Annotated in this window: 24 protein-coding genes and 1 rRNA gene; 23 read left to right on the top strand and 2 right to left on the bottom strand. The window is 33.9% G+C overall.

Annotated elements, in window-relative coordinates; genetic code table 11:
• Both rrf and LQ673_RS10590 read left to right on the top strand, forming a co-directional pair.
• Positions 1-87, top strand: a 5S ribosomal RNA gene (gene rrf / locus LQ673_RS10595); the annotation flags it as partial.
• Between the two features lie 87 nt (positions 88-174).
• Positions 175-2,058 (top strand): FUSC family protein, encoded by a 1,884-nt coding sequence (locus LQ673_RS10590; protein ID WP_239705410.1) that lies wholly within the window; start codon positions 175-177, stop codon positions 2,056-2,058.
• A gap of 27 nt (positions 2,059-2,085) precedes the next feature.
• On the opposite strand, the gene pdxR is transcribed toward LQ673_RS10590, so the two are convergent.
• A complete protein-coding gene (pdxR, locus tag LQ673_RS10585; protein ID WP_126476322.1) occupies positions 2,086-3,474 on the bottom strand; it encodes a MocR-like pyridoxine biosynthesis transcription factor PdxR in 1,389 nt (462 codons plus the stop codon).
• A 111-nt stretch (positions 3,475-3,585) separates the two neighbouring features.
• Here pdxR and pdxS point away from each other — a divergent pair, with 111 nt between their 5' ends.
• On the top strand, positions 3,586-4,473 hold the full coding sequence (gene pdxS / locus LQ673_RS10580) for a pyridoxal 5'-phosphate synthase lyase subunit PdxS (RefSeq protein ID WP_025904838.1): 888 nt from the start codon (positions 3,586-3,588) through the stop codon (positions 4,471-4,473).
• A gap of 1 nt (position 4,474) precedes the next feature.
• On the top strand, positions 4,475-5,050 hold the full coding sequence (gene pdxT, locus LQ673_RS10575; RefSeq protein WP_037589905.1) for a pyridoxal 5'-phosphate synthase glutaminase subunit PdxT: 576 nt from the start codon (positions 4,475-4,477) through the stop codon (positions 5,048-5,050).
• A gap of 55 nt (positions 5,051-5,105) precedes the next feature.
• Here pdxT and LQ673_RS10570 read toward each other — a convergent pair whose 3' ends face one another.
• Entirely contained in the window at positions 5,106-6,326 is a 1,221-nt protein-coding gene (locus LQ673_RS10570; RefSeq protein ID WP_037589906.1) for a NupC/NupG family nucleoside CNT transporter, read from the bottom strand.
• 175 nt (positions 6,327-6,501) lie between these two features.
• Between LQ673_RS10570 and LQ673_RS10565 the strand changes: the two genes are divergently transcribed.
• From LQ673_RS10565 to rplK, 19 genes are all read left to right on the top strand, one after another.
• Complete coding sequence (locus LQ673_RS10565) at positions 6,502-6,963, top strand: CtsR family transcriptional regulator (RefSeq protein WP_025904841.1); 462 nt, start codon at positions 6,502-6,504, stop codon at positions 6,961-6,963.
• 14 nt (positions 6,964-6,977) lie between these two features.
• Entirely contained in the window at positions 6,978-7,514 is a 537-nt protein-coding gene (locus LQ673_RS10560) for an excinuclease ABC subunit B (protein WP_239705412.1), read from the top strand.
• Positions 7,515-8,522 carry a protein arginine kinase gene (locus LQ673_RS10555; protein ID WP_025904843.1) on the top strand — a complete coding sequence of 336 codons (1,008 nt, stop codon included), beginning with the start codon at positions 7,515-7,517 and terminating at the stop codon, positions 8,520-8,522. It abuts the gene before it with no gap.
• A gap of 16 nt (positions 8,523-8,538) precedes the next feature.
• Positions 8,539-10,992 carry an ATP-dependent Clp protease ATP-binding subunit gene (locus LQ673_RS10550; RefSeq protein ID WP_239705417.1) on the top strand — a complete coding sequence of 818 codons (2,454 nt, stop codon included), beginning with the start codon at positions 8,539-8,541 and terminating at the stop codon, positions 10,990-10,992.
• 155 nt (positions 10,993-11,147) lie between these two features.
• The gene (radA, locus tag LQ673_RS10545; protein ID WP_025904845.1) at positions 11,148-12,518 is read left to right on the top strand and encodes a DNA repair protein RadA; all 1,371 of its coding nucleotides are present in this window, start codon (positions 11,148-11,150) and stop codon (positions 12,516-12,518) included.
• 22 nt (positions 12,519-12,540) lie between these two features.
• Entirely contained in the window at positions 12,541-13,599 is a 1,059-nt protein-coding gene (locus tag LQ673_RS10540) for a PIN/TRAM domain-containing protein (RefSeq protein WP_037589912.1), read from the top strand.
• Between the two features lies 1 nt (position 13,600).
• Positions 13,601-14,287 carry a 2-C-methyl-D-erythritol 4-phosphate cytidylyltransferase gene (gene ispD / locus LQ673_RS10535; protein WP_191836247.1) on the top strand — a complete coding sequence of 229 codons (687 nt, stop codon included), beginning with the start codon at positions 13,601-13,603 and terminating at the stop codon, positions 14,285-14,287.
• Positions 14,280-14,759: a 2-C-methyl-D-erythritol 2,4-cyclodiphosphate synthase gene (gene ispF, locus LQ673_RS10530; protein ID WP_025904848.1), complete on the top strand. Its 480-nt coding sequence runs from the start codon at positions 14,280-14,282 to the stop codon at positions 14,757-14,759. The genes ispD and ispF overlap by 8 nt, the downstream gene beginning before the upstream one ends.
• 15 nt (positions 14,760-14,774) lie before the next feature.
• Positions 14,775-16,229, top strand: a complete 1,455-nt coding sequence (gltX, locus tag LQ673_RS10525; RefSeq protein ID WP_025904849.1) for a glutamate--tRNA ligase — start codon at positions 14,775-14,777, stop codon at positions 16,227-16,229.
• Between the two features lie 254 nt (positions 16,230-16,483).
• Positions 16,484-17,125 (top strand): serine O-acetyltransferase, encoded by a 642-nt coding sequence (cysE, locus tag LQ673_RS10520; RefSeq protein ID WP_025904850.1) that lies wholly within the window; start codon positions 16,484-16,486, stop codon positions 17,123-17,125.
• Entirely contained in the window at positions 17,109-18,512 is a 1,404-nt protein-coding gene (cysS, locus tag LQ673_RS10515) for a cysteine--tRNA ligase (RefSeq protein ID WP_037589914.1), read from the top strand. The genes cysE and cysS overlap by 17 nt, the downstream gene beginning before the upstream one ends.
• Before the next feature lie 13 nt (positions 18,513-18,525).
• Positions 18,526-18,915 (top strand): Mini-ribonuclease 3, encoded by a 390-nt coding sequence (locus LQ673_RS10510; protein ID WP_037589958.1) that lies wholly within the window; start codon positions 18,526-18,528, stop codon positions 18,913-18,915.
• Entirely contained in the window at positions 18,908-19,654 is a 747-nt protein-coding gene (rlmB, locus tag LQ673_RS10505; protein ID WP_025904853.1) for a 23S rRNA (guanosine(2251)-2'-O)-methyltransferase RlmB, read from the top strand. The genes LQ673_RS10510 and rlmB overlap by 8 nt, the downstream gene beginning before the upstream one ends.
• Positions 19,654-20,172 carry an NYN domain-containing protein gene (locus LQ673_RS10500; RefSeq protein WP_037589915.1) on the top strand — a complete coding sequence of 173 codons (519 nt, stop codon included), beginning with the start codon at positions 19,654-19,656 and terminating at the stop codon, positions 20,170-20,172. The genes rlmB and LQ673_RS10500 overlap by 1 nt, the downstream gene beginning before the upstream one ends.
• A 78-nt stretch (positions 20,173-20,250) precedes the next feature.
• Positions 20,251-20,865: a sigma-70 family RNA polymerase sigma factor gene (locus LQ673_RS10495; protein WP_037589917.1), complete on the top strand. Its 615-nt coding sequence runs from the start codon at positions 20,251-20,253 to the stop codon at positions 20,863-20,865.
• A gap of 50 nt (positions 20,866-20,915) precedes the next feature.
• On the top strand, positions 20,916-21,056 hold the full coding sequence (gene rpmG, locus LQ673_RS10490) for a 50S ribosomal protein L33 (protein ID WP_075577615.1): 141 nt from the start codon (positions 20,916-20,918) through the stop codon (positions 21,054-21,056).
• A gap of 14 nt (positions 21,057-21,070) precedes the next feature.
• Positions 21,071-21,250: a preprotein translocase subunit SecE gene (gene secE, locus LQ673_RS10485; protein WP_025904856.1), complete on the top strand. Its 180-nt coding sequence runs from the start codon at positions 21,071-21,073 to the stop codon at positions 21,248-21,250.
• Between the two features lie 14 nt (positions 21,251-21,264).
• On the top strand, positions 21,265-21,813 hold the full coding sequence (nusG, locus tag LQ673_RS10480; protein ID WP_025904857.1) for a transcription termination/antitermination protein NusG: 549 nt from the start codon (positions 21,265-21,267) through the stop codon (positions 21,811-21,813).
• A gap of 147 nt (positions 21,814-21,960) precedes the next feature.
• The gene (gene rplK, locus LQ673_RS10475) at positions 21,961-22,383 is read left to right on the top strand and encodes a 50S ribosomal protein L11 (RefSeq protein WP_025904858.1); all 423 of its coding nucleotides are present in this window, start codon (positions 21,961-21,963) and stop codon (positions 22,381-22,383) included.
• Positions 22,384-22,476: the final 93 nt, after the last annotated feature.

Genomic DNA, 22,476 nt, shown 5'->3' with positions numbered 1-22,476 from the left:
CTGTTCCCATGCCGAACACAGAAGTTAAGCTCTTTAGCGCCGATGGTAGTTGGGCTTACGTTCCGCGAGAGTAGGACGTTGCCGGGCAAATGTTTATAAATGGATGCGATGAGCCGCACTCGAGACCTGTTAGGTCTCTTTTTTTTGCTTGAAAATTGTGAGAGGAGATATAACATGAAGAAGTATTTTGATGTGATGTTTAAAGTGAATAAGAACAATCTTGCAACTAAAAAAGCATTTATGCAAGCTATTATTGTTTTTATCATTTTAGCTGGAAGTGTATTACTTGGAAGATTCGATCTAGGACTAACTGCCTTACTAGGATCATTTAGTAATATCTACATTATTAATGGATCATATCCTTCACGAATTAGAAAAGTTATAGCAGTTTCTATAGTATTAAGTGTTTGTATCATGTTAGGAACGATTACAATAACGATTCCATTTTTATATGCATTAGTATTAGGACTCATAGGGATGATAGGTCATTTCGTTTTAAAAGCTTTTCAAATACCTGGACCTTCTTCTTTATTCTTTGTACTTACATATAGTGTAGCTTCTATTATGCCAATTATGCCTGAAGATTTCCTAAACAGAGGATTACTTGTATTATGTGGTGGTATTGTTAGTACAATTGTTGTAATAATTGATGCAATGTTTAATCATAAAAAACCGGAAGCAGAAAGTGTATCAAATATTTATAAAAATTTAGCATATTTAACTGAAAATTTTAGTGGGGAAAAATTTGATAATGCACGTAGTAATACTTTAAATGCGATACATCATGCAACAAATACTTTGACGACAGCTAATGCTTTTTGGAATAAAACGCATGGTTATAATAGAATGTTGCAGTTAAAAGGACGCAGTGAAGCTATATGGTCTGCTTGTTTAGAATTATCTTCTCAAGGTTATAAAGAGTTACCAAAAGAAATAAGTGAAGCACTTACTTATATTCAGCTTAGAATTGCAGGTAATGAATCTGCTCAATATGTACCGATTGAATATGATGGAGAGAGCTCTTACATAAAGTCATTAGCTGAATTAATTAATGATACAGTCATGATACTTAACGATAAGAATTTGCAATTTGATAAACAAATTATTTATAGAAAACCGATGTATTCAAGAATTATTAAAGAAAATTTATCAAGAGATTCTTTAGTTTTAATGTCCTCTATGCAATATGGGGTTATATTATTTACTTCAGTTATTATTGCATTTGGTATGGGGTTTGAAAGAGCTTATTGGATACCAATATCTTGTTGTTCTGTATTATTAGGTTCATCATCACTCTCTACAATCCAAAGAGCATTACAAAGAACAGTAGGTACAATTACAGGTATGTTAGTTGCAATTTTAATTTTAGCATTTGAGCCTAATACATGGACGATTGTCATACTAATGGCTATCTTGATGGGAACAGCTGAGTTATTAGTCGCATTTAATTATACAATTGCAGTCACATTTATCACGCCGAATGTTCTTTTAATGTCAGCAGCAATCACTCAACATTTCGATACATATTTAGTGATGCCAAGAATTGTTGATGTTGTAATTGGTTCAGTAATAGGTTTAATTGGTGTACTGATAGTAGGAAGAAATCAAGCATCTAAAAAATTACCTAAGACGATTAATAATACGTTAAAACTACAAGCAAGTTTGTTTCATGCAATATTTTCTTCTAATAAGTATCATCATAATATTGCAAAATCAAAAGTCATCACAGATTTGCACACTGAGATCATGAATACGAAGGCAATGTATCAAGCTGCGTTGAATGAAATGGATAACAAAGTTAAAAAGATTGAATATGTTTATCCGATTATATTTACAGTTGAACAATTAGCATTTACGTTAGAAAGAGCTTATGCACAAGGTAAGATTACGACGCTATCAGACCATGACTTAGGACTTTATTTAGCGACTTATGAGAATATTTGTAAGAAAGTGGTCTTTAATGCAGACTATGAAAAAATTGATTTACCAGAATTAAAAGAATATACAAGTATTAGAAATGAACTAATGAAATTACAAAGTTTAAGTCATAGCAAATAAAAAAAGACTTCGCGATGAAGTCTTTTTTTATTTGGTTAAACATTCTATTAAACTATTGATATGTGTTTTGGCATCTTCAATATTAATACCACCGAATCCGAGAACAAAGTGAGGTTTCTCATCAGTTTGTTTAAAGCGATAATGAGAGAGGGGTTTAATATCGATATTGCATGCTTCAATTCTTCTTATACATTCCTCTAAAGATAAACCATTATGAACATTTAATATAAAATGCATTCCCGTTAATTCCCCTGAAATCGAAAATGTTTCAGGATATTTTTTGAGTTGTTCGAGTATAATATCTCTTTTAGTTCGATATATTTTTCTCATGCGATTTAAATGTCTTTCGAAATGACCTTCATTCATAAATCTTGCTAACATGTATTGAGTATGTCTTGGTACGGTGCCACCTTCTATGTTTGTCTTTTTGTGATATAAAGCAATTAAATTTTTCGGAAGTACAGCATATGCTACACGCAACGAAGGCGAAATAGATTTAGAGAACGTACTAACATATATGACGCTATCTGAATGATCTAAACTTTGTAGTGCTGGTATCGGCCTTCCACTATATCTAAACTCTGAATCATAGTCATCTTCAATAATAAAACGATTGTCTTGTTCTGAAGCCCATTTGATGAGTTGTGTTCGTCGTTTTAAGTCCATAATGACACCAGTTGGAAATTGATGACTTGGTGTTATATAAACAACATCACTATCCGTCTTGATAATTTGTTCTATATCAATCCCGTTTTGCGTAACCGGAATAAAGTCAAATGGGATATGTTTTCTTTTTAATAAATCTCTCACTTGTTTGTATAATGGATCTTCTATCATATATTTAGACTCTGAAATGATATCTGTAATAATGGATAGTAACTGCTCTGTTGACGACCCAACGACAATTTGATCTGGAGAACAATTTACGCCACGACTATGAAAGACATAATAACTGATTTCTTTTCTTAAATTAAAATCGCCTTGTTTATGGCCACTATCTAATAAATCTATTTGCTGTTCATCAAATGCTTCTTTAGCGTATTTTCTAAAAAGGTCGTTTGGGAAATGCGTTTTGTCTATTGCGCCTAGTTTAAAGCTATATTGATACTTTTGTTCTTCTATATAGTGGGATTCAGGGATTTTTGTTTTATAGGTTACCGGTAGATTTACGATGTCATTAATATAAAAGCCAGAACGATTTTTACTATAGATATAACCTTCATCGCAAAGTAGCTGATAAGCGTGTTCTATCGTTGTTTGACTAACCGATAAATAATGACTTAATTGTCTTTTGGAAGGTAATTTTTCGTTATACCTCATAATGTCGTTAATAATATTTTTTTTGATATTTTCATATAGTTGTATGTATATAGGCGTATTAATCTTCCTATTGATGTCGAACATGAGCATTTCCATTTTATTCACCTCGAAAACTGACCACTAATTATTTGATAAATCTGACTCTTTTACCAGTTCAGAATTTAGTATAACCTACTAGTAAGCGATTTAAAAGGAGGAAGTTTTTCGATGTCAAAAATTACTGGTTCAGATAAAGTTAAAAGAGGTATGGCAGAAATGCAAAAAGGTGGCGTAATCATGGATGTGGTTAATGCCGAACAAGCTAAATTAGCTGAAGAAGCAGGTGCTGTTGCTGTAATGGCATTAGAACGCGTACCATCTGATATTAGAGCAGCAGGTGGGGTAGCAAGAATGGCTGACCCACGTATTGTAGAAGAAGTTATGAATGCTGTATCTATTCCTGTTATGGCTAAAGGTAGAATTGGTCATATTACAGAAGCACGTGTATTGGAATCAATGGGCGTTGATTATATTGATGAGTCAGAAGTGTTAACACCAGCTGATGAAGAATATCATTTGAAAAAAGATGAATTTACAGTGCCATTTGTTTGTGGTTGCCGTAATTTAGGTGAGGCTGCACGTAGAATTGGTGAAGGTGCTGCAATGTTACGTACGAAAGGTGAACCAGGAACTGGAAATATAGTTGAAGCAGTTCGTCATATGAGACAAGTGAACGCAGAAGTGCGTAAATTAGTTGTGATGAGTGACGACGAAATTATGACTGAAGCTAAAAATATTGGTGCACCATATGAAGTATTAAAAGAAATTAAAGATTTAGGTCGTTTACCAGTTGTAAACTTTGCAGCAGGTGGGGTTGCAACGCCAGCTGATGCTGCGTTAATGATGGAATTAGGTGCTGACGGTGTATTCGTTGGATCTGGTATCTTTAAATCTGAAGCTCCAGAAAAATTTGCTAAAGCAATTGTTCAAGCAACTACACATTATCAAGATTATAAATTAATTGCTGAATTGTCTAAAGAATTAGGACCAGCTATGAAAGGTTTAGACATCAATCAATTATCATTAGAAGAACGTATGCAAGAGCGTGGATGGTAATATGAAGATAGGTGTCCTAGGTTTACAAGGTGCTGTAAGAGAACATATAAAGCATATTGAAAAAGCTGGCCATGAAGGTATTACAATTAAGCATGTAGAGCAATTAGATGAAATTGATGGTTTAGTCTTACCTGGTGGAGAATCAACGACTATGCGTCGTTTAATGGATTTATACGGCTTTACAGAAGCACTAAGAAATAGTTCATTACCTATGTATGGAACTTGTGCTGGGTTAATACTTTTAGCGAAAGAAGTAGTTGGCCAAGAAAGTCATTTAAATAAATTGGACGTTGTAGTTGAGAGAAATTCATTTGGTAGACAAGTAGATAGCTTTGAACAAGATTTAGATGTTAAAGGTATTGAAGAAGCGGTTAATGCCGTATTTATACGTGCACCTCATATACAATCAGCTCATGAAGGTGTTGAGGTATTATCTAAGGTCGAAGATAGAATTGTAGCTGTAAGACAAAATCAATACTTAGGTATTTCATTCCATCCGGAACTTACTGAAGACTACAAAATTATGGCGTATTTCATTGAAGAAATCGTAAAACAATATCAAACAGAGCAAGTATAATAAACAAAAAAGCAGTCTACAGAACGATTATTGTTCTGTAGACTGCTTCTATTTATTATAAGAAAAATCCTGCGATTGTAGCTGATAAGAATGATACTAATGTTGCACCGTATAATAATTTAATACCGAAACGTGCGACATTATCCCCTTGTTTATCATTTAATGATTTAACAGCACCCGCGATGATACCAATAGAACCAAAGTTTGCGAATGAAACTAAGAATACTGAAATGATACCATTTGCTCTTTCTGAAATATCTGCATCAGGTAAAATACCCATCGCAACAAATTCATTTGAAAGAACTTTAGTAGCCATAATACTACCTGATTGTACTGCATCTGCCCAAGGAACCCCTGTTAAGAAGGCGAATGGTGCAAATACAAATCCAATTAATGTTTGGAAGTCCCATGAAACTGAACCACCAGAAACGAAACTTAAAATGTTAGACGTAACACCATTTAATAGTCCGATTAATGCAACATAACCGATTAACATTGCTGCTACGATAACAGCAACTTTGAAACCATCTAAAATATATTCACCTAACATTTCGAAGAATGATTGTTTTTCTTCTGATTCTTGAATCATGATGTCGTCTTCTTTTGGATCTACTGTATATGGATTAATAATGGATGCCATAATAAATCCACCAAATAAGTTTAATACGATAGCTGTTACAACGTATCTTGGTTCAACCATCGTAAAATATGCACCAACGATTGATGCAGATATAGTAGACATAGCTGAAGCTGTTAATGTATACATACGATGTTTAGGAATTAATGGAAGTTGTTTTTTGATAGAAATAAACACTTCTGATTGACCTAAAATTGCAGATGCGACCGCATTATATGATTCTAATTTACCCATACCATTAACTTTAGAAATAATTAAACCTAAATATTTAATGATAAGAGGTAAGATTTTAAGATATTGTAAAATACCGATAAGTGCTGATACAAACACAATTGGCATTAATACGTTAAGGAAATAAACTGAAACAGGCTTATCTGTCTTAGGATCGATATTTGCAATACCTGCAAATACGAAGTTTATCCCTTCCATAGCTTTTGCTATGATGTAGCCAAAACCACTTGAAATACCACCTATGATAGTTAATCCACCTGTTGTTTTTAATAATAAGAAAGCAAATATAAACTGGATTACGATCATTAATCCTATATACTGCCATCTAACACGCATTTTATCAGAGCTTACTAACCATGCTAGAAATAGGAATAATAAGATACCGATAATCCCGATAATATAATGCATAATTGACACACCTTTCCCTTCGTTTATACTCAATCATAACCTACCTTATATGATAACTTATTTCTTTTGAAAGCGGTATAAAATTTTAAAAATTTTTAAAGAAACAAATTAATTGAAATAATAAACAACAGAACATATAATATAGTCAAAGAAGGTCAAAAGAGGTGATGAATTAATGCACAACATGTCGGATATCATTGAGCAATACTTAAAGCAATTGCTAGAGGAGGCTCAAGGAGATGTCGTTGAAATTAAACGTGCACATATTGCTGAAAAGTTTGATTGTGTACCTTCCCAATTAAACTATGTTATAAAAACAAGATTTACAAATGAGCACGGATACGCTATTGAAAGTAAAAGAGGCGGCGGTGGTTACATTCGTATTTCAAAAGTTGAAACGAATAGTCAATCAGCATTCATTAGACATCTAATTGAATTGACAGGTGATCAAATCTCACAAGCAAATGCATTTAGAATTGTGGATGGTTTGTATGAAAATGACTTAATTACAGATAGAGAGAAAAAAATGATTGTTCAAACGCTTCATAGAGATACATTGCAAATAGAAATACCATATAGAGATATTATTCGAGCAAATATATTGAAACGTATACTTGCCGTCATACATTATAGTTAAAAAGGAGTGACAGTATGCTTTGTGAAATTTGTGGTAAAGAAGAAGCAACAATTCAATTAACATCAACAGGTAAGAAACATAAAACAGAACAATGGATATGTAAAAACTGTGCTTCAGAACATTTTTATTTCCAAGATGATCATATGAGTGATCAAAATTTGGACCAAGAATTTGTTGTGAACCAATTTCTACAATATTTAGTAGGTAAACATGGTATTAACTTTAAACAAGTTCAACCACAAGAAGAAAAGCACTGTCCTACTTGTGGCATGACTTTAACAGATATTGCTAAAGTTGGTAAGTTTGGTTGTCATGACTGCTATGAAACTTTTAAAGTTGATGTACCGCAAATTATTAGAAGAGTTCAAGCGGGCAGTGGGGAGCATACAGGTAAAATACCTGTATCTTCAAGAAGTAAAATACAACTCAAACAACAAATTGCAGAGAAAGAAAAAATACTCCAAGGCTTAATTGAAGAGCAAGCCTTTGAAGATGCAGCAGTAGTAAGAGATGAAATAAAAGCATTGAAAGCAGAAGGTGAGGTCGAGTAAATGGAAGAGCATATGAATGAACATATTAGCGATTGGATGAAAGAAACAGAAGACACGCCAATTGTCATGAGTTCTAGAATAAGACTTGCACGTAACCTTCAAGACGAAGTTCATCCGCTCAAATATGAAGAAGATGACGAAACAGGCAACAAAGTAATAGAAAAAGTGAGTAAAGCATTATCAGAATTGAAATTGACGAAGTTATCAGATTTAAGTGAACTAGATCAAAATAAACTCGTGTTCAAACATCTCATTAGCCCAGCACTGACAAAACAGAAATTTGGTGCAGTATTATTAAATGAAGATGAATCAACAAGTGTTATGATCAACGAAGAAGATCACGTTAGAATACAAGTTATGGGTCACAATCTTGTGTTAAATGAGTTGTATGAAACAGCATCTAAATTAGATGATGAGCTTGATAAACATCTAACGATTTCTTATGATGAACAGCACGGATTTTTAACAACTTGTCCAACGAACATTGGAACAGGGTTAAGAGCGAGTGTTATGTTGCACTTACCTGGCTTAAGCATTATGAAACGTATGAAACGAATTGGACAAGCTATCAATAGATTCGGATATACTATTCGAGGTATTTATGGTGAAGGTACAGGTGCACTTGGTCATGTGTATCAAATATCCAATCAATTAACACTTGGTAAGACTGAAGAAGAAATCATTGAAGATTTAACGCAAATTGTTGAACAAATCATTAGTGAAGAAGAACAAATTAGACAAAGGCTTGATCGCTTTAATCATATGGAAACAAAAGACAGAGTTCATCGTGCGAAAGGTATATTGAAATCTGCACAATTAATATCTGTTGAAGAAGCTTCATTAAGATTAAGTGAAATGAAACTGGGTATAGATTTAGGACATATCGAGAGTAATAACTTTAATTTTGATAATTTAATGGTTACAATACAAACACCATTCTTTGAAGGTAATGACTCGGAACAATCTGTAGATGAACAAAGAGCAACCTTTTTAAGAGAACATATATAAAATAGGAGGTTAGTTTATGCTATTTGGTAGATTAACAGAACGTGCGCAACGTGTATTAGCGCATGCACAAGAAGAAGCAATGAGATTGAATCATTCAAATATAGGTACGGAACATTTATTATTAGGTTTAATGAAAGAACCTGAAGGCATAGCAGCTAAAGTGCTAGATGCTTTCGGTATTACTGAAGAAAAAGTAACTAAAGAAGTTGAAAACTTAATTGGCCAAGGTCAAGAACAAGTTGGTGCGATTCATTACACACCAAGAGCTAAGAAAGTAATTGAACTTTCAATGGATGAAGCAAGAAAGTTAAACCATACATTTGTTGGAACAGAACATCTATTATTAGGATTAATTCGTGAGAACGAAGGTGTGGCAGCACGTGTGTTTGCTAATTTAGATTTAAATATCACTAAAGCAAGAGCACAAGTTGTTAAATCATTAGGTAGTCCAGAGCAAGGTTCAAAAAATGCACAAACGACTAAAAATCAGGCAACACCAACTTTAGATGGATTAGCAAGAGACTTAACTGTGATTGCGCAAGATGGTACGTTAGATCCAGTAGTTGGTCGTTCAGATGAAATTACACGTGTCATTGAAGTGTTAAGTAGAAGAACTAAAAACAATCCGGTATTAATCGGTGAACCAGGTGTCGGTAAAACGGCTATCGTTGAAGGCTTAGCACAAGCAATCGTACAAAACGAAGTGCCAGAAACATTAAAAGGTAAACGCGTTATGTCATTAGACATGGGTACTGTTGTAGCAGGTACTAAATATCGTGGTGAATTTGAAGAAAGACTTAAAAAAGTAATGGAAGAAATTCATCAAGCAGGTAATATCGTGTTATTCATCGATGAGTTACACACACTGATTGGTGCAGGTGGAGCAGAAGGTGCTATCGATGCATCAAACATCTTGAAACCAGCATTAGCGCGTGGTGAACTACAATGTATCGGTGCAACTACATTAGATGAATACCGTAAATATATTGAAAAAGATGCAGCATTAGAACGTCGTTTCCAACCTGTAACAGTTGATGAACCAAATACTGAAGATTCAATTGCGATTTTAAAAGGTTTGAGAGATCGTTACGAAGCGCATCACCGTATTAATATTTCAGATGAAGCGATTGAAGCGGCCGTTAATATGAGTGACCGTTACATTTCAGATAGATTCCTACCTGATAAAGCAATCGACTTAATCGATGAAGCAAGTTCTAAAGTAAGACTTAGAAACTATACAACACCTCCAAGTCTTAAAGAACTTGAATCAGAATTAGAAACAGTTAAGAAAGAAAAAGATGCTGCCGTACATTCTCAAGAGTTTGAAAATGCAGCTAATTTAAGAGATAAACAAACTAAACTTGAAAAACAATTAGAAGATACTAAAAACGAATGGAAAAAAGCACAAGGTGAGAAAAACACTTGTGTAACTGCAGAAGATATCGCAGTCGTTGTCGCAAATTGGACAGGTATTCCAATTACGAAATTAAACGAAACTGAGTCAGAGCGATTACTAAACTTAGAAACTATCTTACATGAACGTGTAATCGGTCAAAACGATGCAGTTAAATCTATTTCTAAAGCAGTAAGACGTGCCCGTGCTGGTCTTAAAGATCCTAAGAGACCAATTGGTAGCTTTATATTCTTAGGTCCAACAGGTGTTGGTAAAACTGAACTTGCACGTACATTAGCTGATGCAATGTTCGGTGAAGAAGATGCTATGATTAGAGTCGACATGAGTGAGTTTATGGAGAAACACTCTGTCAGTCGTTTAGTAGGTTCTCCTCCAGGTTATGTAGGTCATGATGATGGTGGACAATTAACTGAAAATGTAAGACGTAAACCATATTCAGTTATCCTATTTGACGAAATTGAAAAAGCACATCCAGATGTATTTAATATCTTGTTACAAGTGTTAGATGATGGTCACTTAACAGATTCTAAAGGTCGTAAAGTAGACTTTAGAAACACTGTTATTATCATGACATCAAACGTTGGTGCACAAGAATTACAAAATGCAAAATTTGTTGGATTCGGTGCTAAAGAAAGTGGACCGGATTACGAAACTATCAGAAAAACAATGATGGATGAATTAAAACAACAATTTAGACCAGAATTCTTAAACCGTGTAGATGATATTATCGTCTTCCACAAACTTGAAAAAACACATCTTAAAGAAATTGTGAATAAAATGGTTGGTAACTTAACGAAACGATTATCAGAACAAGGCATTCACATTACGCTTTCAGATTCAGCACAAGAAAAAATTGCTGATGAAGGATTCGATCCAGAATATGGTGCAAGACCATTAACACGTGCTATTCAAAAACACGTCGAAGATAATTTAAGTGAATTAATCTTATCTGGACAAGATTTAGTAGGTAAAGATGTCATTGTAGATTATAGAGATGATGAATTTAAATTCGATTTATCAGATCATAAAGAAGCAGAAGAAACTTCAAAAGCTTAAAAATCAACAATGTTAATTTAATATTATAATGAGTCCGCAAGCTATTTATCATAATAGTTTGCGGGCTTTTATATTGATTTTAAAGTATATTAATTTGTTTTTAATGTCAGTCAAGTTTAAAATATAACTATTCAATTAATACGGAGGTAACATGAATGGCCAAAAAGAAAGTAATATTTGAGTGTTTAGCCTGCGGATATCAATCTCCAAAATGGATGGGGAAATGCCCAAATTGTGGTGCATGGAACCAAATGGAAGAATCAATAGAACATAAAGAAACTAAAGGTCCTAAAAATACATTCAAGTCAGATGTACCCGCACAAAAAATAGAAAAATTAAAAGACGTTAAAGAAGAAGATACACCTAGAATTAAGACAAAAATCAATGAATTTAATCGCGTATTAGGCGGTGGTGTTGTAGAAGGTTCGCTTGTACTCATTGGTGGTGACCCTGGTATTGGTAAATCCACATTGTTATTACAAATTTGTGCGGCTTTATCTCAACAAAAAAATGTCTTATATGTTTCAGGTGAAGAATCTGTAAGACAAACGAAATTAAGAGCTGAAAGATTAGTTGAAGATTCAGGAGAATTAAATGTTTATGCTGAAACGAATTTAGAGATTATACATAGTATGGTTCAAAAAGAAAAACCAGATGTATTAGTAATAGATTCCATTCAAACTGTCTTCCACCCTGAAGTTACGTCTGCGCCAGGTTCTGTTTCTCAAGTTAGAGAATGTACACAAAATTTAATGCATATCGCAAAACAAATGAATATTGCTACATTTATTGTTGGACACGTAACGAAAGATGGACAAATTGCTGGTCCACGTTTGTTAGAACATATGGTTGATACAGTATTGTATTTTGAAGGCGATACACATCATGCATACAGAATATTAAGAGCAGTTAAAAACCGTTTTGGTTCGACAAATGAAATGGGTATTTTTGAAATGAAGCAAACGGGTCTTAACGAAGTTAAAAATCCGTCTGAAATGTTCTTAGAAGAAAGAACGAAACATGTATCGGGTTCAACTATTGTGGCAACTATGGAAGGTACGAGACCTATTTTAGTTGAAGTACAAGCTTTAGTAACACCAACGACTTTTCATAATCCACGAAGAATGGCAACAGGTATTGATCACAATAGATTAAGCTTATTGATGGCTGTATTAGAGAAGAAAGAGAATTTCTTATTACAACAACAAGACGCATATATCAAAATTGCCGGTGGTGTAAAATTAAGTGAACCCGCAGTAGATTTAAGTATTGTTATCGCGATAGCTTCAAGTTTCCAAGATAAACCTACTAAAGGTGATGATTGTTTCGTAGGTGAGGTTGGTTTAACAGGTGAAGTAAGAAGGGTTGCTAGAATTGATCAACGTGTACAAGAAGCGGCTAAATTAGGATTTAAACGTATTATCATACCTAAAAATAATATTAAAGGTTTAGAATTCCCTGAAGGTACAGAAGTTATTGGCGTATCAACAACAAGAGAAGCATTGAAAATTGCTTTTAATGCATAATTAACCATTAGGAGGTTAACGTATGAAAATTTTAAAAGGACTAATCATACTGTGTTATTTAGTCATAGGTTCCTCACTAGGCATTATGGTGATTCCAGAACTGATTAATGCGTTTAGTATCCAACCCGAACAAGTACTGACAAATCCATATATCGATGGTCTTATAGGTGCAGTTGTTATTTTCCTATTGTTTGGGTTTTTGATTGATAAGATTGTAGACATGGCTGATCAAGGAGAAAAATATTTATTAAAAAGGAGTATTCTTGAAATATTCTTCGCCACAGTTGGTGTCATGATAGGCTTAATGATCGCGGTTATGGTTTCGTTTATATTAGAAATGATCGGTGCACCAGTTCTGAAACATATCTTACCTATTATTATTGCTGCTTTTTTATGTTATCTAGGCTTTCAGATTGGTTTGCAAAAACGAGAAGAAATTTTACGATTATTTCCTGAAAGTATATCTAATTCTTTAACGAGACAAACAACTTCGAAATACGCAAAAATTTTAGATACAAGTGCTATTATTGACGGAAGAATATTAGACGTCGTGAAGTGTCATTTTATAGATGGAGAAATCCTTGTACCTCAAGGTGTTATTGAAGAGTTACAAGTCATTGCGGATGCAAAGGACAGTGTTAAACGCGATAAAGGACAACGTGGGTTAGATATATTAAATGAATTGAAGAAAACAGATTTCTCGATTTCAATTATTGAACCAACGTCTACACATAAAGATGTAGATGCCCTCTTAATCAATTTAGCTAAACGATATCAAGCAAGTATTATTACAACAGATTATAATTTGAATAAAGTATGTGCAGTTCAAGGTATAAAAGTTCTAAATGTAAATGATTTATCAGAAGCGATTAAACCAGTACTACACCAAGGGGATATTTTCGATTTATTAATTACGAAAATAGGTAAAGAAGATGATCAAGGTGTTGGTTATCTTGATGATGGTACAATGGTCGTCATTGAAAAAGGACGAGAATATATAGGAAAGACAATTCCTGTTGAAGTGATGAGCTTACTACAAACTTCCTCTGGTAGAATTATATTTGCGAAGAAGGTGTCATAAATTGGGGTTTACGACAATTATTCCTGCAGCTGGACAAGGTAAAAGGATGGGAACTGAAATCAACAAATTGTTTCTAGAAATTAACGGTGAAACAATTATTCGTCAAACTGTTGCCGTGTTTCAAGAAATAGATTCATGTGAACAGATTTTTATTGCTGCACATCCAGACGAAGTTGAATTAATGGAAGAACATTTAAAAGATTTTAGTAAAGTTGCTGGTATTATTCCAGGTGGTCAAGAAAGACAACATAGCATTAATGAAGTCTTGAAAGTATTGATTGATACCGAAGTTGTGATGGTTCATGATGGTGCAAGACCATTTATTACACAAGAAAAAATTAACCAATTATATCAAGATGCCTTAACAAAAGATGCAGTGATTTTAGCAGTTCAAGCTAAGGATACAATCAAGCAAGTGATCGATGGTGTTGTTGAACAAACTTACGATCGCTCAACAATGTGGCAAGTTCAAACACCTCAAGCGTTCAAAAGAGACATAATTTTAGAAGCTTATGAACAAGCAGAAACACAAAATTACTTAGGTACGGATGATGCTTCGTTAGTAGAGAGAGCAGGGTATCAAGTACATATATCAAATGGTGATTACGACAACATCAAAATTACAACACACGAAGATTTAATCATTGCACATTCTATACTAGAGAAGCGAGGTATTTGCGATGTTTAGAATAGGTTACGGTTATGATGTGCATGAATTTGATCCGGCAAGACCATTGATCATTGGTGGTCTTGAGATTGAACATACACATGGTTTGAAAGGTCACAGTGATGCAGATGTGTTGCTCCATGCAATTACGGATGCTATTCTAGGTGCTGCAAGTCTAGGAGATATAGGGAAGCTATTCCCAGATACAGATCCAGCTTTTAAAGATGCAGATTCAAAGTTATTGCTTAAAGAATCTTATGAACAAGTTTTGAAAAAAGGATATAAACTTGGGAATGTAGATGCTACAATTGTAGCGGAACAACCTAAATTCAGGCCTTATATAGATCAAATGCGAAGTGCAATTGCTTCAGTATTAGACGTGTCTATTGAAGATATAAATGTAAAAGCAACAACGAATGAAAAATTAGGATTTCTAGGAAGAGAAGAAGGCATACAAGCACAAGCTGTGGTATTATTAACAAGTAAAGAATAAAACAGGAGTGAGACGATGAGTAACAAAGTAAGAGTAAGATACGCGCCAAGTCCGACTGGTTACTTACACATCGGTAACGCAAGAACCGCATTATTTAACTATTTATTTGCGAAACATTATAATGGGGACTTTGTTATACGTATTGAAGATACAGATATAGCCAGAAATTTAGAAGACGGAGAAGCATCACAATTTTCTAACCTTGAATGGTTAGGTTTAGATTGGGATGAGTCTGTTAATAAAGACGGAGGATACGGTCCATATCGTCAATCTGAACGTGGCGACATTTATAAGCCATTAATTGAAAAATTATTAGCTGAAGATAAAGCATATAAATGTTATATGACTTCAGAAGAATTAGAAGCAGAACGCGAAGAGCAAATTGCAAGAGGTGAAATGCCTCGTTATGGTGGTAAACACGCACACTTAACAAAAGAAGAACAAGAAGCATTTGAAGCAGAAGGTAGACAACCAAGTATTCGCTTTAGAGTGCCACAAGATAAAGAATATAAATTCGATGATATCGTTAAAGGTGAAGTATCATTTGATTCAAATGGTATCGGTGACTGGGTAATCGTTAAAAAAGATGGTATCCCAACTTATAACTTTGCAGTTGCAATTGATGATTACTACATGGAAATTTCACACGTTATTCGTGGTGATGATCATATTTCAAACACACCTAAGCAACTTATGATTTATGAAGCGTTTGGATTCGAGCCTCCACAATTTGCGCATATGACATTAATCGTTAATGAAGAGCGTAAAAAATTAAGTAAACGTGATGGTCAAATTCTACAGTTCATCGAACAATATAAAGATTTAGGATATTTACCTGAAGCAATCTTTAACTTTATTGGTTTATTAGGATGGTCTCCTGAAGGCGAAGAAGAAATCTTCTCTAAAGAAGAATTTATTAAAATCTTCGATGAAAAACGTCTTTCTAAATCACCAGCATTCTTTGATAAGAAAAAATTAGAATGGATTAATAACCAATACATGAAAGAAAAAGATTCTGAAACAGTCTTTGAAATGACAATTCCACATATGGTTAAAGCAGGTTTATTACCTGAAAGTCCATCTGAAGCTGAATTATCTTGGGCAAGAGACTTAGTAGGTTTATATCAACAACAAATGAGTTATGCAGGAGAAATTGTTCCTTTATCTGAGTTATTCTTCAGAGAACATCTTGATTTCAGTGACGAAGCACAAGAAGTCTTAGATGGTGAACAAGTTCCAACTGTTATGGCTGAACTTGTGAAACAACTTGAAACTTTAGAGCCGTTTGAACCAGCAGAAATTAAAAAATCAATTAAAGCTGTTCAAAAAGAAACAGGCATCAAAGGTAAACAATTATTTATGCCTATACGTGTTGCTGTTTCAGGTCAAACTCATGGCCCTGAATTACCAAATACAATTGCGTTGTTAGGTCGAGATAAAGTGCTTAACAGATTAAAACGTTTTGTTTGATTTTTTTAGAACGAGAAATTATTATATAAATGACTTAAAGGACAAGTAGATTAGTTAATGTGAAATTAGAGAGTACATGGTTGCTGAAAATGTGCCACATTACTTAAGCGAATGCACCTTTATTACAAATATGATGATGTTAATATTTAAAAGAGTGAGCATTTTTTAATGCTAAAAAGAGTGGAACCGTGCAAAAAGGCACCTCTAGCAATTATTGTTAGGGGCGCCTTTTTGTTATCTGAGGGGGGATTTAAATGTTTAAACGAGTCAAAGATGATATTCAAATGGTTTTCGATCAAGACCCTGCAGCAAGATCTTCATTTGAAGTCGTTATGACTTACTCAGGACTACATGCTATATGGAGTTATTTGATCGCTAATTGGTTCTTTAAGAAAAAAATGTACTTTATAGCAAGGTCTATATCTCAAATTGCTCGATTTTTCACAGGAGTTGAAATTCATCCAGGTGCTACAATCGGCAAGAGGTTATTCATCGACCATGGCATGGGTATTGTAATAGGTGAAACATGTCGTATCGGCAATAATGTAACAATCTACCAAGGTGTAACACTTGGTGGGACAGGTAAAGAACGTGGAAAAAGACATCCAGATATAGGTGATAATGTACTGATAGCTGCTGGTGCAAAAGTATTAGGTAATATTGAAGTCGGCAACAATGTGAATATTGGCGCGAACTCAGTCGTTCTCAAAGATGTACCAGATTATTCTACAGTAGTTGGTATTCCAGGTAGAATTGTGAAACAAGATGGATTGAAAATTGGTAAGAACTTTAATCATACAAATTTACCAGACCCAATATATGAACAATTAAAAGAATTAGAACGTCAACTTGAAAAGACGAAGAATGGAGAGATTGTTGATGATTACGTTATATAATACGTTAACAAGACAAAAAGAAGAATTTATTCCTATCGAAGAAGGAAAAGTAAAAATGTATGTATGTGGACCGACAGTTTACAACTACATTCATATTGGTAATGCAAGAGCAACAGTAGCATTTGATGTCGTAAGAAGATATTTAGAATACCGTGGCTACGATGTACAATATGTATCTAATTTTACAGATGTTGATGACAAATTAATCAAAGCTGCTAATGAATTAGGTGAAACGGTTCCGGAAATTGCGGATCGTTTTATTGAAGCATTCTACGAAGATACAGGTGCTTTAAATTGTAAACGTGGAACAGCGAACCCAAGAGTAATGGATCACATGGACGATATTATTGCGTTTATAGCTGTATTAGTCGAAAAAGGCTATGCATATGAAAGTGGTGGTGACGTATATTATCGTACAAGACGTTTTGATGATTATGGTAAGTTGAGCCATCAATCATTAGATGACTTAAAAGTTGGCGCTAGAATAGAATCTGGTGAACAAAAAGAAGATGCGCTAGACTTCACTTTATGGAAAAAAGCTAAACCAGGCGAAATTAAATGGGATAGCCCATGGGGTGAAGGTAGACCAGGTTGGCACATCGAATGTTCTGTAATGGCACAAGTACATTTAGGCGATACGATTGATATCCATGCTGGAGGAACAGACTTACAATTCCCTCACCACGAAAATGAAATTGCCCAATCAGAAGCACACAATGATAAGACATTCGCGAATTATTGGATGCACAACGGCTTTGTAAATATTAACAATGAAAAAATGAGTAAATCATTAGGTAACTTTATTTTAGTTCATGACATTATAAAAGAAATTGACCCTGATGTATTAAGATTCTTTATGGTAGGTGCGCATTATAGAAATCCAATTAACTATGATTTAGAACTTGTACAAGCAGCTAGTAGAGGTTTAGAAAGAATAAGAAACAGTTATCAATCATTAGTTGATAGAGCACAACATGCTGTATTAGAAGAAGATGAAACAGAACAACATATCGAACGTATTAATGAAATATTAAAAGACTTTGAAACATCTATGGATGATGATTTCAATACAGCTAATGCAATGACTGCATGGTATGACTTGAATAAATTAGCTAATAAATATTTACTTGAAAATACAACTTCTACAAAAACAATTAATCGTTTCAAAGAAGTGTATGAAATCTTTAGTGAAGTTCTCGGTGTACCGTTAGTAGGTAAAAAACAAAATGAATTGCTTGATGAAGAAATTGAAGCATTAATTGAAGAACGTAATGAAGCAAGAAAAGCTAAGAACTTCCAAAGAGCGGACGAAATTAGAGACGCACTAAAAGAACAAAATATTATTCTTGAAGACACAGCTCAAGGTGTGAGGTTTAGACGTGGATAAATTAACAATTAAAATGTTAAATCCGTTATCCTTAGCTTACATGGGTGATTCGATATTAGATACGTATGTCAGAAAGCATATTATCCTTAAAATAAAAGGGAAACCTAATCGATTACATCAATTGTCTAAACAATATGTTTCTGCAAAGGGACAAGCTTATGCACTTAATATTTTGATGGAAAATGAATTTTTTACAGAAGAAGAATTAGAAATTATACAACGAGGTCGTAACGCAAAAAGTTATACGAAAGCGAAGAATACAGATATACAAACGTATAGAAAAAGTTCAGCAATCGAAGCGGTCATCGGTTATTTATTCTTAATAGATGAAACAGAACGCTTGGAAGAACTCGTTAATAAAATGATTGAAATAACAGAAGAAAGGGTGGGAGCCAATGGATGAATCGATTATAGTTGGTAGGCATGCAGTCAAAGAAGCGATAACTTCAGGACATACGATTAATAAAATATTGATTCAAGAAGGTATCAATAAGAAACAAATTGGTGAAATTTTAAAAATTGCAAAATCTGAAAAAATAGTCGTCCAAACTGTACCTAAATCAAAAATTGATTATTTAACTGATGTTCCACATCAAGGTATCGCTGCTCAAATTGCACCATATCCATATAAAGAATTAGAAGATTTCATTTCAGAAACTAAAGATATTGACCATGTACCTTGCTTATTGATGTTAGATGGTTTAGAAGATCCGCATAATTTAGGTTCTATTATGAGAACAGCTGATGCAATAGGTATTGATGGCATTATTATTCCGAAGAGAAGATCTGTGCAGTTAAATGCAACAGTAGCAAAAGCTTCAACAGGTGCCATTCAACATGTTCCAGTTATTCGCGTGACGAATTTACCGCAAACAATTGAAAGACTTCAAGAAGTAGGATATTGGGTCGCAGGTACAGATGCAAAGAATGCGACTGATTATAGACAAATGGATGCTGGAATGCCACTTGTTATCGTTATAGGCAGTGAAGGCGAAGGTATGAGTCGATTAGTGAAAGATAAGTGTGATTTTTATATTAAATTACCAATGGTTGGACACGTTAATAGCTTAAATGCTTCTGTTGCAGCAAGTCTGCTTATGTATGAAGTTTATAGAAAAAGGCATCCAATAGGACAATCATAATGAAAGATATCTATTTAATTATTGATGGCTATAACTTAATAGGACAATCAAGCGAATTGTCTTCCATTGCTCAAGTTTCTTTAGAAGAAGCGAGAGATAAATTGTTAATCACACTTATCAATTATAATACCCAGCATGATGGTGAAATGATTGTTGTTTTTGATGCATATGGTGTAGAAGGTACTGAATCAGTAGAATTTAAGCACGGTGTGAAAGTTGTTTATACGAAAGGAAAAGAAACAGCAGATAGTTATATCGAAAGACTAACGTATGAATTATATCGAAAGCATATTACGCATATTACAGTAGTCACAAGTGATATGAGTGAACAACATGCTATTTTTGGTTCAGGTGCGTATAGAATCTCATCAAGAGAAATGTGGTCAACAATTGCAAATCAAGAATCTGTAGTTACAAAGCATCTATCAGAAATTAAAACTAAGACGCCTAGGAATAGATTGAACTTGCCAGATGAAGTATTACAGCAATTTGAAAAATGGAGAAGAAATAATCGATAAAAATGATTTTTTGAAGTTTGATTTATAAGGAAGTCGCTCTGTAAAATATGCTCAAAACAACAACAAGGGATGAGCATGATGAATGACATGAATACTGATAATCAGTTGTTAAAATGGATTGCTGATATTCAAAACGGTGACAAAGAAGCGTTTAATCAATTATTAAATGTTTTTGAAAGTGACATTCAGAAGCGGGTAGGCACATTGAGACTACCTTATAATGATAAAGAGGACATCGCACAAATTATAAGATATAAATTGTATAAGCAAGCACTCACATTTGATTGTGACAAGCAGGAGTCCTTTATACATTGTGTGAATGTCATTATTAAAAATGCTAAAATTGATTATATAAGAAAAGTTAAAAGTACTAAGTATCAAATATTAAAAGATTCATTGAGTATTGATGAAACAAAAAGTGATTCGATTAATTTAATAGAGTGTCTTAGAGATGGTCATGGGCAGGATTTTGAAAATGAAATGTTAACTGAGTGTTCACTATCCTATTTGATGGATTCAAATAAACTATCACCTATAGAAACAGACATCCTAAAATTAACGGCACAAGGAAAAACAAAAAAAGAAATATCAAATGAACTAGATGTACCAGTGAAACATATATATAACGCACAATACAGATTAAAAAAGAAACTGAACAAGGCTGAAATTACTTCAGCTTTGTTTGACAATTAGGTGTTTTGTTTTGTATATTAATCTAGGATTAGAATGAATTAGGTGATAAGATGAGAAAAGTCCCTTTAAATTGCGAGAAATGCGGAGCTAGGAATTATACAGTCCCTAAAAAAGATACAGATCAACGATTAGAGCTAAAAAAGTTTTGTAAAACTTGTAATACGCATACATTGCATAAAGAATCCATCTAAAAGGAGGAAAATCAATGGCTAAAAAAGAAAACTTCTTTCAAGGCGTAAAATCAGAAATGCAGAAAACAAGTTGGCCAACTGGCAAAGAACTTGTTAAATATACAACAATAGTAGTGTGTACAGTAATCTTTTTCTTAATCTTTTTCTATGCATTAGATTTAGGAATTACAGAATTAATTAATTTGATTAGATAGTAAGGAGTGGCAAAATGTCAGAAGAGATAGGCGCTAAACGATGGTATGCAGTGCACACTTATTCAGGTTATGAAAATAAAGTCAAAACAAACCTAGAAAAGCGTGTTGATACAATGAACATGCAAGAACAAATTTTTAGAGTTGTGATTCCTGAAGAGGAAGAAACATCTATTAAAGATGGTAAAGCGAAGACACAAATCAAGAAGACTTTCCCTGGATATGTATTAGTTGAGTTAATTATGACTGATGAATCATGGTATGTCGTAAGAAATACACCTGGTGTTACAGGCTTCGTTGGTTCTGCAGGTGCAGGATCTAAACCAAATCCATTATTACCTGAGGAAGCGAAATTCATCCTTAAACAAATGGGTATGGTAGAAAAAACTGTCGACGTAGAAGTTGAATTAGGTGAACAAGTTCGCGTAACAAGTGGACCATTTAGTAACCAAGTTGGTGAAATCAAAGAAATCGATGTTGAGAAGTACAAATTAACAGTACTTGTTGATATGTTCGGCAGAGAAACACCAGTCGAAGTTGAATTCGATCAAATTGAAAAGTTGTAAAAAAACACTTGAAATTTCATAATTTCAATGTTATTATTTAAAGGTCGCGCTCGGACTATGCGCAACCATTTCGTCACGAAATGAAGAGTGGGAGGGTAAAATATCATTACCCCATGACCACATCACGATATCAAGGAGGTGCACATCGTGGCTAAAAAAGTAGTTAAAGTTGTTAAATTGCAAATTCCTGCAGGTAAAGCAAACCCAGCACCACCAGTTGGTCCTGCATTAGGTCAAGCCGGTGTGAATATTATGGGATTCTGTAAAGAATTCAACGCTCGTACACAAGAGCAAGCAGGTTTAATCATTCCAGTTGAAATTACAGTATTTGAAGATCGTTCATTTACTTTCATCACTAAGACACCACCTGCAGCAGTATTACTTAAAAAAGCAGCTAAAGTAGAAAAAGGTTCTGGTGAACCTAACAAAACTAAAGTTGCTACAGTAACTCAAGACCAAGTACGTGAAATTGCTAACACTAAAATGCCTGACTTAAACGCGGCATCTGAAGAAGCAGCTATGCGTATCGTTGAAGGTACTGCACGCAGCATGGGTATTGTCGTAGAATAATTGAGTTTTAAAGTTTAAGCAGGCGGCTATTTCGCTGTCTGCTATTGCATTGTCTTTATGATAATGCACGTGGGAGGTAACATTCCGCTAAAA

This window comes from Mammaliicoccus sp. O-M54, from assembly GCF_022386035.1.
In the GTDB taxonomy this organism is placed as follows: domain Bacteria; phylum Bacillota; class Bacilli; order Staphylococcales; family Staphylococcaceae; genus Mammaliicoccus; species Mammaliicoccus sciuri_A.
Note: the sequence above shows the minus strand (reverse complement) of the source record. Positions and strands in the feature narration are given on the sequence as shown.